The following is an 11,562-nucleotide window of genomic DNA, read 5'->3' as shown; positions in this document are numbered from 1 at the left end:
GCTGTTGGTCATGATCGTGCTGCTGGTCTCAAATGCGGCGTGGGCGGCAAACGTGTTACCTGTCACCGCGGCAGAGGACGGCGTCTTCAAAGTATCCGTCAAGGCGACCCATAAGTTCACCCGCAACACGGACAAGTTGAAGGAACAGGCCCTGAAGGCCGCAACGGACTTCTGCGCCAAGGACGGCAAGACCATGAAGGTGGTCTCGGTCCAGGAGGACAAAAACCAATATCTCGTCGGCGAATTCGCCCAGGTCACCCTCCGTTTCAAGGCCCTGGCGCCCGGCGATGCGGAACTGACACCAGGCCCAACCGCGGCCCCTGTCCCACCCAAGCCCATGACCACGGACGAGTTGGGTGCCGAACTCACCAAGCTGGACGCCCTGCGCAAGCAGGGCCTGCTGACCGACGCCGAATTCGATGCGTTGAAGCAGAAACTGCTGAACCGCTTCTGAAATCCGCCGCAGCCGGCCTGCAACTTTTCCCGGCCGGCCGGGTTATTAAGGCATGAAAGTCATCGGCGTCTTCTTTGTCTGGTGCGTGCTGCTCGTGCTCTGCTGGCCGCTGGCGCTGCTTGCATTGGTTTTGGCCCCGCTGCTGTGGCTGCTTGCCCTGCCCTTCCGGCTGGCCGGCCTGTGCGTGGGTGCGCTCTTCGCCTTCATCAAGGCCCTGCTGTTCCTGCCCGCCCGCCTGCTTGGCAGCCCGGCCAAGGCCTGACCCGCTCGTCCGGCCCGCCCGGCCAGATTTGTGTTTAACCACGGGGCAAAACCGCATCCCTTGACCGGGTGCGCCCCACCATACTTACCGTTGATGATGCCAAAGCCGTGCGGCTGCTCGCTGAAAAAGCGCTGCGGCCGTTCGCCTGCCAGACGGCCGAAGCCAGCAACGGCTACAATGCGCTCTTCGCGATGGAGAAGGCGCTGCCCGACCTCATCCTGCTCGATGTGAGCATGCCGATCATGAACGGCCTTGAAATGCTGGAAATGCTCAAGTCCAAGCCCGAGTTGGCCGCCATCCCGGTGATCATGCTGACTTCGCCGGCCGACCACACCGTCGCCGGCCGGATCGCCGAATTGGGCGTTGCGGGCACCCTGCTGAAGCCCTTCTCCGAAGCCAGGCTGCTCGAAGCGGTGCAGGCCGTGCTGCCGCTGAAGCCCGCCTGAGTCCGCGCCTGGAGGCGTCCGTCTTTTGCCCGGTTGTCCGCCCCGCGGCCGCCCATCCGTAGGGAAGATGTTGGCTGGCGTGAAACCTTGCTGACAGCACGCTGTCAGTCGCCGGCCCTATAATCGGACTCTCCACGCTCCATGACCGAACCCACGCCCCCACCCGCCGCGCCCGAGGCCGGCGCTCCGACCACGTTTTGGCGGAGCGTCTGGCAGGCCATCAAAGGCACGCACAGCGACTTCACCACTCTGCCGCTCAATCGCGCGGTGCTGCTCCTCGCCGTGCCCATGGTGTTGGAAATGTCCATGGAGTCGCTGTTCGCCGTCGTGGACGTGTTCTGGGTTTCGCGCCTTGGCAGCGAGGCCGTCGCCGTAGTCGGACTGACCGAGTCGGTCATGTCGCTGATTTACGCCGTGGCCATCGGCATCTCTTTCGCCGCCACGGCCATTGTCGCCCGGCGCATCGGCGAGAACAACCCTACCCTCGCCGCGCAGGCCGCCGGACAGATCATCGTGCTGGGAGCCAGCATCGCCGCGGGCATGGGTGTCGTCATGGGCTGGTTCGCCGACGACATCCTGCGTCTGATGGGCGCCAGCCCTGAAGTCGTCGGTCTCGGCACCGGCTATGCCCGTATCATGTTCGGCGGCAACGCCACGGTCTTCCTGATTTTCCTGATCAACGCCGTCTTCCGCGGCGCGGGTGACGCGGTTATCGCCATGCGCACGCTCTGGCTGGCCAACGCCCTGAACATCATTCTCGATCCGTGCTTCATCTTCGGCTGGGGACCGTTTCCGGAGATGGGCGTCGCGGGCGCCGCCGTGGCCACGAACATCGGGCGCGGCGTCGGCGTGCTCTATCAGGTCTGGCACCTCACGACGCGGGCCGGACGCGTGCGCATCCATTTGGCCGACTTCCTGCCGCACCGTGAATCGCTGGTCACGATCCTGAAAACCTCGGGCAACGGCATTGCCCAGCTGCTCATTGCTACCACCAGCTGGGTCGGCCTGTTCAAGATCCTGGCCGTCTTCGGCAGTCCCGTGCTGGCCGGCTACACCATCGCGATTCGCGTGGTCATCTTCGCCCTGATGCCGGCCTGGGGCCTGGCCAACGCCGGCGCGACGCTCGTGGGGCAGAACTTGGGTGCCAAAAGCCCGGAGCGCGCCGAGGAATCCATCCGCATCGCCGTGCGCTACAATGTCATGTTCCTCGGCGCCGTCGGGCTGGTGTTCATCGTGTGCTCACGGCTCATCGTCGGGCTGTTCACCAGCGACCCTGAGGTGTTCCCTGAAGCCGTGCGCGCACTCTGGATCATCAGCCTGGCCTTCCCGCTCTACGCGGCGGGCATGTGCCTGGAGGCAACCTTCAACGGCTCGGGCGACACCTGGACGCCGACGCGGCTCAACTTCTTCTGCCTCTGGCTCGGCCAGGTGCCGCTGGCGTGGCTGCTGTCGGGACCGGCCGGACTCGGCCCGCTGGGCGTCTATATCGCCGTGCCGGTGTCGTTCACCGCGCTCACGGTCTGGAGCGCCGTGCTGTTCCGGCGCGGCAAGTGGAAGGAGCAGAAAGTCTGAGCCTCAGTGCGGCGGCTGAACCGACATCATCCGCGTTTCCTTCAGGATCCAGAGATTGGGATCGAGCTTGGCCCGGCTATAACGAGCGGCGTCAAGCTCGGCCCGACCGCCGGGCATTTCGATGCGCTCAAGGCGTCCGTCCACCTCCACCTCGACGGGCATCGGGAAAGGATAATTTTCGGGCACCTCCCATTTCAGCACGAGCTTGTCGCCTTCGATGGAGGAAAGGAGTTTCGGCAGCTTGGGCTGGTAGAGGTAGAAATTGAAGAACCAGCTGAGATCGCGCCCGGCGACGGCGTTGGCGGTCCGGACGAAATCGTCGGAGTTGACGATGCGTCCGGCGCGGCCGTCCTTCGGCCGGTCGCCGAGTTCCGGCGGATAGGCAAAGCGGCGCAGCACCTCGCGCGTCTGGCCGGCTCCAATCTGATAACGCAGCATGTGGACGATCCACGAGCCCTTGAAATAGACCTCGTTGCCGAGCTTGTCGTCCATCTGTTGCATTGAGGCGGTGTCGGGCGGCACGACGGGATTCTCATTCTTGATGCGGCGGCGGTTGTCATACATCGCGTGGTGGTAGGCCATCGCACCTTCGCGCTCCTCGGCGTAGAGCGCCTGCATGTAGGTGCAGAGGCCCTCGTGGATCCAAAAGTCGCGCCAGTCGGCGACCGACACGAGGTTGGCCCACCACTCGTGGCCAAGCTCGTGGTGGTGCAACCAGTCATAGCCGTGGGCACCGCCCTTGTATTTGTTGCCGTAGGCGATGATGGACTGGTGTTCCATGCCGAGGTGCGGGGTCTCGGCGACGCCGTATTTTTCGCCGCGAAAGGGATAGGGTCCGAGGGTACGCTCGTAGAAATTCAAATGCTCCATGAACTCCGGGAAAATCTTTTCCCCGGCGGCCTTGTTCTCCGGCAATACCCAGTAGGTCATCGGAACCTGCTCGCCGGTGACGCTGGTGTAGGTGCCGGTCACGGTGTCGTAGGGCGCGATGTTGAGCGCCACACCGTAGTTGTTGATCGGATAGTCCGTGTGCCAGTGATAGGTGCGAGTGCCGTCGTCGTGCGGCAGGACCTCGACCAGGCGGCCGTTGGTGGCCACGACCAGCGGCTGGGGCACCCGGATGCGCAGCGTGAAGGAGTCGGGTTTGTCGGAGGGATGGTCCTTGCAGGGCCACCAAAGATCGGCGCCCTCGCCCTGGCAGGAAGTGGCGATCCACGGCTGGCCGTCCTTGGTCCGGTCCCAGCTGAAGCCACCGTCCCATGGCGCGCGCACGGCGGCTCGGGGTGCGCCGGCATACGCGACCGTGGCCTTCAGCGTCGTGCCCACCGGTTGAGTGATGCCGAGCGCGATCCAAAGCCGCGGACCGCGACGCTCAAAACGCGCAACCTGCGGCACCGACTCTCCTGCCGCCAGCCGCACCCCACTCACCGTGAGCCTCGGATCAAGGTCCAACACCAGCCAGTCGAGCGGAGCCTTCACCACGGCGGTGATGGTGGCATGACCAGCGATGGCCTTCTTGTCCGGGAAAATCTGCAGCGCCAAGTCGACGTGACGAAGGTCGTAAGCCGTCTGCTCGGGAGCCGGTGGCGCTCCCGAATCCTCGGAAGCGGTTCGCGGTGGCTTTTCGGCTGTCTTGGGTGGCGTTTGACAACCCGTCAAAACCAACGCGCTCAACACTGACCAGATGATGCCACCCACCAAACGCTTTTGAAAAACCATGCCCTTTCGATAGCGGCGACGAATAGCGAGTCAACGCCCCCCAACCCAAGCCGCTGAGGCCAACACATCAGCGGATTTCCGCCGGCAAACTCGGCTCAGAGCTCGACGTCGCCTTTGGAGCCGTCGTGAAAGCCACCTTCATCCTGATAACCATCCTCGGCATCACGGAAAGTGAAGGCAAAGACGGTCATCGAAAGACCAAGGGCAACTAGGCAAAGAGTGAGCATGAGGTGGGGTGACTGCCCCACTTGTTGCATTTGCAGTTCCATAAATGCCACGAAGCACGTAAATGCCTGTTGTTTATATTAATAAACCATTATTTTGCTGATGCAAACGGCTTGCCGGCAGAAATTTCCCTCATTGTGTCATGAGAGATTAACAGATTCGTCACCCCCAAAAGTCCTATCCGGTTCAGCAGTGCCGCACAAACTCGCCGATAAAACGGTCGGTGTTTTGGCCGGTCACCTGGGCTTCAATGTGTCGCCGCAATCCCTCGATCCGCTCCGTTAATTGTACCTTCACCCCGAGCTTCTGGCCGAGACTGATGATCGCCTGGGTTTTGGTTTTCTGCCAACGCCAGCAGGTCAGACCGATGCAAATGGGCTTCGAGGTCGTCGGGACATCAGGGGTGATCGTCGGCTCCATGAAACCACCTTGAAGCCTAAATCAGGCCAACCGGGATCAGCTTTCCCGTCCTAAACGAAAAATTTCCCCCGACCGCGGCCCAGCTCCCTTTCACTTGTTCAACTCCTGCATTTTGGCGCGAAAGAATCGCCCCTGCCGCGTGGGCGTATAATTCCAGTCCTCGAGCAAATTGGGGGTCCACTCGACATCAAAAACCCAGGGCGTCCAGGAAATGCCACGCTTCTCAAAGAAGGTGATGATCGCCTCGCCATAGGTCTCGTCGCCAATCACGGGCACATGGGCGCCGCGATCGCCTGCCTGCATGAACCCGAATTCCGTGGCCACGATCGGGTACCGGGCGGCCACGTCGCCCCAATCGCGCTGCCAGTTGGCCTCCCAGTTTTCGCGTCGCTTCTGCGGGTAGGGATGCGTCACGTAGGCCACGTTGGCAGCCCGGACCGGATCGTAGCGGACCTGCGAGAGGTCGTAGCCCCAGTTGAAACCCGCCACGAGCACGATGGCGCGCGGGTTGATGGACTGGATCATGGAGGTGAGGTCCTCGATGAAGCGCCGGTAATCGGCCCACGGCAGGGGGCCCATGTGGCCGTCGCGGTTGGTGGGCTCGTTGTAGAGCTCATACATCGCGACCGTCGGGTTGTTTTTGTAGCGCTCGGCAATGGCATACCAAAAGCGGAACGTCTCGTCGCGCGACGTGAGATAGCGTGGCGTATGATAGACGCCGGTGAGCAGGTTGCCGATGGTATGCCAGTCGATGATCACATAAAGGCCGAGTTCGCCGGACCACTGCACGGCCTCGTCGAGCAGCTTCAGGTATTCCGCCTCCCCTACCCGGCGCCAGTCCGCCGGATGCACGGGAATCCGCACGACGTTGGCGTTCCACTTCTTCGCCTCTTCGAAATAGCGCCGTCCCCACTGTCCCTTTTTCACCAACTCAGCCGGGTCTGACGTCGCGAGACCGCGAAACACAACCGTCTCCCCCTGCGGGTTGACGAAGCGGTTGCCTTTGACCGCGATCACCGGGAGCGTGACGGTCGCCTTGGCCCCGGCGGGCGGGGCACTGAAGGATGCGGGGGCGGTTTGGGCACCGGCCTGCGGTGCAAGGCAGAGCAGCCAAACCATTAGCCAAGGGGTATGTCGGGGCCTCATGTCCGCCACGGTGGCGCGATTCGTCAGCGGCGCAACCGTCCGCGCCGTCACACGATGGACTTGGCGCGACCCTTGATCCGTTCCGCCTCTTCCCGCAGCAAACGGGTGAAGGTCTCCGCGTGGGCATTGGGCCGGTCGGCCGGCAACCCGGCCATGATCACCACGTCGGGCAATGCGGGCGAAAACGGCCGCATCTCGAGCGATCGCGGCAGCACCCCCGCCACGCCGTCGGTCAGGATCGTCGCACCATTGCTCGCCTCGAGTCCGGCAAACATGGTCGTCACGCCGTCGTTGACCAGCACCGTGAAGTCGGGCGTGACGCCAAACGGCTTGAGCACCGCCCGCATCCAGCTGACGTAATCGGGGAAATTCACCCGCCCGAGACCGTGCAGCGGCACGCCTTTGAGCCGCTTCGGCGGCACCTTGGTCAGTTTCGCCAGCGGGTGATCCTTGCCCACGACGAGCACCAGCGACATCCGGCGGATCTCCGACCACTGGAAACCGCGAATCATCGTCGTGATGCTGGCCGGAGCGATCACGAGGTCGAGCAGGCCGGCCGCGACCTTGTCGGCGATCTCCTTTGGCGCCAGGTCCTCCAGTTCGATGCGCACGCGCGGCACCGCCGCCTGGAAGCGTTCGAGGGCCTTGGGCATGATGCCCGCCGTCAGCGACGGCCCGTAGCCTACGCGCAACACCTCGCTCTTCGCCTCGCCGCGCACGCGCTGGATGGCCTGATCCGCACGGGCGAGCAGATCGCGCGCCTCCTCGTAGAAGATCTCCCCCGCCTCGGTCAACGTGACGGCGTTCGTCCCGCGCACAAACAGCGGCACGCCGAGCTCGTCCTCCAGATCCTTCACCTGCCGGCTCAGCGCCGGCTGCGTCAGGTGCAGGTTGTGGGCCGCCCGGCTGAAGCTCCCGTGCGCCGCGACGGCGGCGAAGTAGCGCAGGTGACGCAGTTCCATGCGCCGACGCTGGGTATTACCAAAAGTATGAGCGAGGCCAAAAACACGGCATTGGGCAGTTCGGCAGCTTTCGGATATTCTCACGTCACTCCGACAACGAACCACTCAACCGAAACCCTCCGATGCTCGCCGCCACCCTCACCCTCGCCGCCCTCACCTTTCTCCTGGTCTTGGACGACACGCCCGCCGACGAAAACCGCCAGGCCATCCCCGTCGAGTCCGACGACCGCGACACCCTTTCCCGCTGATTCTTCCGTCCAACCACCATTTCCAACGTCTCACTCCATGAACTCCACGCTCCCTTCCTCCAAAACCATCGTCCTCATTCACGGCCTGTGGGTGACGCCCCGCTCCTGGGAGAAATTCCAGGGCTACTACGAAGCCCGCGGTTACCGCGTCCTTGCCCCGGCCTGGCCCGGCCTCAAGGGCGAGGTCGAGGACATGCAGCGCGACGCCTCCAGCTTCAACGGCACCGGTCTTGAGCAGGTCGTCGCCCACTACACCAAAATCATCGAGGCTCTGCCCGAAAAGCCCATCATCGTGGGCCACTCCTATGGCGGCCTCATCACCCAGATCCTGATCGACCGCGGCCTCGGAGCCGCCGGCGTCGCCATCGACTCGGTTTCGGCCAAGGGCATCAAGCTTCTGCCCTTCTCGACCTACGAGGCACTGACTCCGGCGCTGGCCAACCCGTTCAACGTGCAGGGCACTTACCTGTTCCCTTTCGCCCGCTGGTGGAGGGTCTTCGCCAACAGCCTGAGCGAGACCGAGGCCCGTGCCGCCTACGCCCGCTACGCCATCCCGGCGCCCGGCAAGGCCATCTTCGACGCCGCCCTATCCAACTTCACGCCCGGCTCGCTCGCGGCGATCGACTTCCGCAACTCCAACCGCGCTCCGCTCCTCTTCATCGGCGGCGAGAACGACGTGATCATGCCCGCGTCCCTTAACCGGAAGAATTTCCGGAAATACCGCCACTCGTCCGCGGTGACGGAATACCAGGAGTTCGCCGGCCGCAGCCATTTCATCATCGGCGAGGCCGGCTGGGAGGAAGTCGCCGCCTACGCGCTCGATTGGGCGCTCAGCCACGCAACCCCCGCCGCTCTGCTCCGGGCCGCCTGAAACCACTGTCCTGCCTTCCTCATTCATGAACACCATCAACCGCTCCCAACTCATCGAGCAGCTCAACTGGCGCTACGCCACCAAGCAGTTCGATCCCACCAAGAAAATCTCCGCCCAAGACTGGGCCGCGCTCGAAGAGGCGCTTGTCCTCACGCCTTCCAGCATCGGCCTCCAGCCCTGGGCGTTCCTCGTGGTGGACGACCCGGAAGTGCGCGCCCAGCTCCTGCTCGCCTCTTACGGCCAACCGCAGGTCGTTGACGCCTCGCACCTCGTCGTCTTCGCCACCAAGGCCAACTACTCGGAGGCCGACGTGGACGCCCACATCCGACAGGCTGCGAAGATCCGCGGCGTGCCGGTTGAATCGCTCGACGGCCTGCGCACCATGGCCATGCGTTCTGTCGTGCAGGGCATGGACGAAACCGCCCGTCGCAACTGGGCGACTAACCAGACCTACATCGCCCTCGGCAATCTCGTCACCAGCGCCGCTCTGCTCGGCATCGACGCCGCGCCGATGGAGGGCTTTGAGCGTCATCGCTACGACGACATCCTCGGCCTCAAGGTCCGCGGCCTGACTGCCTCGGTCATCGCCGCCCTCGGCTACCGGAAAGCCGGCGACAAATACGCAACCGCGCCCAAGGTCCGCTTCCCACGCGAGGAAGTCGTTGTCCACGTGTAGCCCCGACAAGCCGGCTAAGTGACAAATTCCAAGTATCAGGTAACAAGAAGCCCCGGACTCCACGCTCCGTCTTGATCCTTGTTACTTGCTACTTGGCCGCTGGCGCGGCCTCAATCATCCCGCAGCGCCTCGATCGGCGACACGCGCGAGGCGCGGCGCGACGGCAGGAAGGTGGCCAGCAGCACCACCATCATCATGACCGCCGCAGTGGCCACGAGCACGCCGGGATGCACCGCTCCCACACCGAAAAGCAGTTTCTGCATGGCCTTGCCGGCACCCCAGGCGCCTAGCGCCCCGAGCACAACGCCGGCGGCCAGCAGTCTGGCCCCGAGACCGAGGAACTGGGCCAACACTTGGCCGGGTTGGGCCCCGAGTGCCATGCGCACACCGATCTCGCGCCGACGCTGGTTCACGGCGTAGGCCAGCACGCCATAGGTGCCGACCGCGGCGAGCACGAGCGCCACCGCCGCAAAGATGATCGCGAGCAGGGCCGGCGAGCGCCGGGCAACCATGCTCTCGTCAATCCACGCCTGCATCGGCTTCAGTTCATCCACCGGCAGCTCCGGATCCAGTTTCAGCACGACCTTCTGGAGCATCGGCGCCAAGGCGGTCGGCTCCATGGCGGTGCGCAGCACGACGGAGAAACCGTTGGGCGTGTAATTCCCCTTCATCGGAAAGTAGATCGCGCCCTGGGCATTGGTCTCGGCCAGCTCGCGTTGCTTCACGTTGCCCACGACGCCGACGATCGTGAAGGCCTCCTTCTCATCAAACTTGGGATTGGCGGACAGACGCCGGCCCAGCGGGCTCGAGCCCGGCCAATAGCGCCGGGCAAAATCCTGGTCCACGAGGCAAACGCGCAGGTCGCGATGATTGTCCGCATCCTCGAGGAACCGGCCCTCGATCAGCGGAATGCCCATGGCCTGCCAGTATTCTCCCGCGGAAGGGGCCATGTAGTGGGCGCGGACCGATTCGCCGGGCGCCGGGTCCTGACCCTCGATGGTGGTGGCGCTGTTGTTGATGTTGCCGCCCATGGGCAGCCCCGCGGTCAGGCCGACCGCCACCACTCCGGGCTGGGCCCGCAGTTCGGTGAGCAGACGCTCCATGAAGGCGAGGCGCTGCTCGTTTTCGGGATAACCCTTCCACGGCAGGGCGATGTTGCCGGTGAGCACCTGTTCGGGACGGAATCCGGGCGAAGTGCTCATGACCTTGCGCAGGCTGAGCCCCAGCAGCCCGGCGCCGCTGAGCAGCACGAAGGCCAGCGCGACTTGGGCGACGATGAAACCGTGACGCACCCGCTGCGCCGCGCGGCTGGTGGTGCCGCCGCGCGACTCGGTCTGGAGCACCGAAGCCAGCCGCGCATGCAGGCTGAACCAGATGATCGGCAGGGAAAGCAGCAGTCCCACCAGCGCCGAGGCACCGAGCGAGATCAGGGCGAGCCGGGCGTCGAAGACGATCGCCGAGCCGACCGGCAGGTAATCCGTGCCAAGAACCGCCAGCAACTGGATGCCGGCCGCCCCCACGGCCAGGCCGAGCAGGCCGCCACCGAGGGCGAGCAGCACGGTTTCCATGGCGACCTCGCCCGCCACATGCCCGGCTCCGGCGCCGAGCGCCTGGCGCACCGCAAGTTCCTTGGTGCGACCGCTGGCGCGGATGAGCAGCAGGTTCACGAGATTAACGCCGCCGATGAGCAGCAGGAAAAACACGCCACCCTGCAGGAGCAGCAGCACGGGCTTGATGTCTCGCACCGTGTCGGCGTGCAGACCGAACACATCCGTGCGGAATTTCGCCCCCTTGAGCAGGCTGGAGAAGGGATCGTCCTCCACCTGCTGGGCGTTCAACGCGTTGACCTGCTCCTGCGCCACCGCGAGGCTGGCTCCGGGTGCCAGTCGGGCGATCAGCTGCATGTTGTTCGAATGCCGGCGATCGGGCAGGCGGTCCTTCGGATCGGACGCGAGCGGCACGAAGAAGCGCGCCTTGCTGGTAAAATAACGGAATCCGGGCGGTAACACGCCGACAACCGTCACCGGCAGCGAATCCACGATGAAGGTCTTGCCGAGCACCTCCGGGTCGGCGTTGAACTGCTGGCGCCAGAACTCGTCCGTCAGGATGGCCCGGGAGCTGTCCTTGTAGAACATTTCCTCCTCGGTAAACGTCCGTCCCATCGCCAGCGGCACGCCGAGGGTCGCGAAAAACTCCGGCGACACGCGATCGCGATCCACGCGCTGCGGCGACCCGGCTCCACCGATGATGGCGTTGCCGCCCTGCCAAACCGAGGTCGAGGCGAAGGCCTTGATCTGTTCCCGGCGGTCGTAGTAGTTTGGCAACGAGGCCCCGGCCCGCTCCACACCGGCCCCCGGGTAAGCGTTCACCGTGGTCACCAACCGCCCGGGCTCGGGATACGGGAGGGCGCGCACCAGCACCGCGTCCACCACGGCGTAAATAGCGACATTGGCGCCAATACATAGCGCCAGCGTGAGCAAAACAGTCAGCGTAAAGCCGCGCTCGCGCGCGAGCCGGCGGAGTATTTGTCGAAGATCGGCCAGGGACAACAGGGAGTGCAC

13 protein-coding genes are annotated in these 11,562 nt (G+C 64.4%); 7 read left to right on the top strand and 6 right to left on the bottom strand.

Annotated features, from left to right (window positions below; translation table 11 throughout):
• Positions 1-10: 10 nt before the first annotated feature.
• The 4 genes from ESB00_RS19840 to ESB00_RS06700 all read left to right on the top strand — a co-directional run bounded on the left by ESB00_RS19840 (position 11) and on the right by ESB00_RS06700 (position 2,734).
• Positions 11-454, top strand: a complete 444-nt coding sequence (locus ESB00_RS19840; protein ID WP_218938693.1) for an SHOCT domain-containing protein — start codon at positions 11-13, stop codon at positions 452-454.
• A 52-nt stretch (positions 455-506) separates the two neighbouring features.
• Entirely contained in the window at positions 507-716 is a 210-nt protein-coding gene (locus ESB00_RS06710) for a hypothetical protein (RefSeq protein WP_129046943.1), read from the top strand.
• 68 nt (positions 717-784) lie between these two features.
• The gene (locus ESB00_RS06705; RefSeq protein ID WP_129046942.1) at positions 785-1,162 is read left to right on the top strand and encodes a response regulator; all 378 of its coding nucleotides are present in this window, start codon (positions 785-787) and stop codon (positions 1,160-1,162) included.
• A gap of 141 nt (positions 1,163-1,303) precedes the next feature.
• On the top strand, positions 1,304-2,734 hold the full coding sequence (locus ESB00_RS06700; RefSeq protein ID WP_129046941.1) for an MATE family efflux transporter: 1,431 nt from the start codon (positions 1,304-1,306) through the stop codon (positions 2,732-2,734).
• 3 nt (positions 2,735-2,737) lie between these two features.
• Here the strand turns inward: ESB00_RS06700 and ESB00_RS06695 are convergent, their stop codons facing one another.
• The 5 genes from ESB00_RS06695 to ESB00_RS19610 all read right to left on the bottom strand — a co-directional run bounded on the left by ESB00_RS06695 (position 2,738) and on the right by ESB00_RS19610 (position 7,206).
• Positions 2,738-4,276: a M1 family metallopeptidase gene (locus tag ESB00_RS06695; RefSeq protein ID WP_164976078.1), complete on the bottom strand. Its 1,539-nt coding sequence runs from the start codon at positions 4,274-4,276 to the stop codon at positions 2,738-2,740.
• Between the two features lie 272 nt (positions 4,277-4,548).
• Positions 4,549-4,722: a hypothetical protein gene (locus ESB00_RS19615; protein WP_164976077.1), complete on the bottom strand. Its 174-nt coding sequence runs from the start codon at positions 4,720-4,722 to the stop codon at positions 4,549-4,551.
• Between the two features lie 142 nt (positions 4,723-4,864).
• Positions 4,865-5,098: a hypothetical protein gene (locus tag ESB00_RS06690; protein ID WP_129046939.1), complete on the bottom strand. Its 234-nt coding sequence runs from the start codon at positions 5,096-5,098 to the stop codon at positions 4,865-4,867.
• Between the two features lie 90 nt (positions 5,099-5,188).
• Entirely contained in the window at positions 5,189-6,217 is a 1,029-nt protein-coding gene (locus ESB00_RS06685; RefSeq protein WP_129046938.1) for a glycoside hydrolase family 5 protein, read from the bottom strand.
• Between the two features lie 74 nt (positions 6,218-6,291).
• The gene (locus ESB00_RS19610) at positions 6,292-7,206 is read right to left on the bottom strand and encodes a LysR family transcriptional regulator (RefSeq protein ID WP_164976076.1); all 915 of its coding nucleotides are present in this window, start codon (positions 7,204-7,206) and stop codon (positions 6,292-6,294) included.
• 122 nt (positions 7,207-7,328) lie between these two features.
• On the opposite strand from ESB00_RS19610, the gene ESB00_RS20095 reads away from it, so the two are divergent.
• Genes ESB00_RS20095 through ESB00_RS06670 form a run of 3 tightly spaced genes read left to right on the top strand, consistent with a single transcriptional unit; the run spans position 7,329 to position 9,001 of the window.
• The gene (locus ESB00_RS20095) at positions 7,329-7,454 is read left to right on the top strand and encodes a hypothetical protein (protein WP_281278157.1); all 126 of its coding nucleotides are present in this window, start codon (positions 7,329-7,331) and stop codon (positions 7,452-7,454) included.
• A gap of 37 nt (positions 7,455-7,491) precedes the next feature.
• A complete protein-coding gene (locus ESB00_RS06675; RefSeq protein ID WP_129046937.1) occupies positions 7,492-8,325 on the top strand; it encodes an alpha/beta hydrolase in 834 nt (277 codons plus the stop codon).
• A 25-nt stretch (positions 8,326-8,350) separates the two neighbouring features.
• Complete coding sequence (locus ESB00_RS06670) at positions 8,351-9,001, top strand: NAD(P)H-dependent oxidoreductase (protein ID WP_129046936.1); 651 nt, start codon at positions 8,351-8,353, stop codon at positions 8,999-9,001.
• Between the two features lie 110 nt (positions 9,002-9,111).
• Here the strand turns inward: ESB00_RS06670 and ESB00_RS06665 are convergent, their stop codons facing one another.
• Positions 9,112-11,562 carry an ABC transporter permease gene (locus ESB00_RS06665; RefSeq protein WP_129046935.1) on the bottom strand — a complete coding sequence of 817 codons (2,451 nt, stop codon included), beginning with the start codon at positions 11,560-11,562 and terminating at the stop codon, positions 9,112-9,114.

This window comes from Oleiharenicola lentus (genome assembly GCF_004118375.1).
In the GTDB taxonomy this organism is placed as follows: domain Bacteria; phylum Verrucomicrobiota; class Verrucomicrobiia; order Opitutales; family Opitutaceae; genus Lacunisphaera; species Lacunisphaera lenta.
The sequence above is the reverse complement of the archived record's forward strand: the minus strand, read 5'-3'. Positions and strand labels throughout refer to the sequence as shown.

Coding starts and splice junctions, on each gene's coding strand:
- ESB00_RS19840 (WP_218938693.1), top strand. CDS start 11: ATGATCGTGCTGCTGGTCTCAAATGCGGCGTGGGCGGCAAACGTGTTA.
- ESB00_RS06710 (WP_129046943.1), top strand. CDS start 507: ATGAAAGTCATCGGCGTCTTCTTTGTCTGGTGCGTGCTGCTCGTGCTC.
- ESB00_RS06700 (WP_129046941.1), top strand. CDS start 1,304: ATGACCGAACCCACGCCCCCACCCGCCGCGCCCGAGGCCGGCGCTCCG.
- ESB00_RS19615 (WP_164976077.1), bottom strand. CDS start 4,722: ATGGAACTGCAAATGCAACAAGTGGGGCAGTCACCCCACCTCATGCTC.
- ESB00_RS06690 (WP_129046939.1), bottom strand. CDS start 5,098: ATGGAGCCGACGATCACCCCTGATGTCCCGACGACCTCGAAGCCCATT.
- ESB00_RS06685 (WP_129046938.1), bottom strand. CDS start 6,217: ATGGTTTGGCTGCTCTGCCTTGCACCGCAGGCCGGTGCCCAAACCGCC.
- ESB00_RS19610 (WP_164976076.1), bottom strand. CDS start 7,206: ATGGAACTGCGTCACCTGCGCTACTTCGCCGCCGTCGCGGCGCACGGG.
- ESB00_RS20095 (WP_281278157.1), top strand. CDS start 7,329: ATGCTCGCCGCCACCCTCACCCTCGCCGCCCTCACCTTTCTCCTGGTC.
- ESB00_RS06675 (WP_129046937.1), top strand. CDS start 7,492: ATGAACTCCACGCTCCCTTCCTCCAAAACCATCGTCCTCATTCACGGC.
- ESB00_RS06670 (WP_129046936.1), top strand. CDS start 8,351: ATGAACACCATCAACCGCTCCCAACTCATCGAGCAGCTCAACTGGCGC.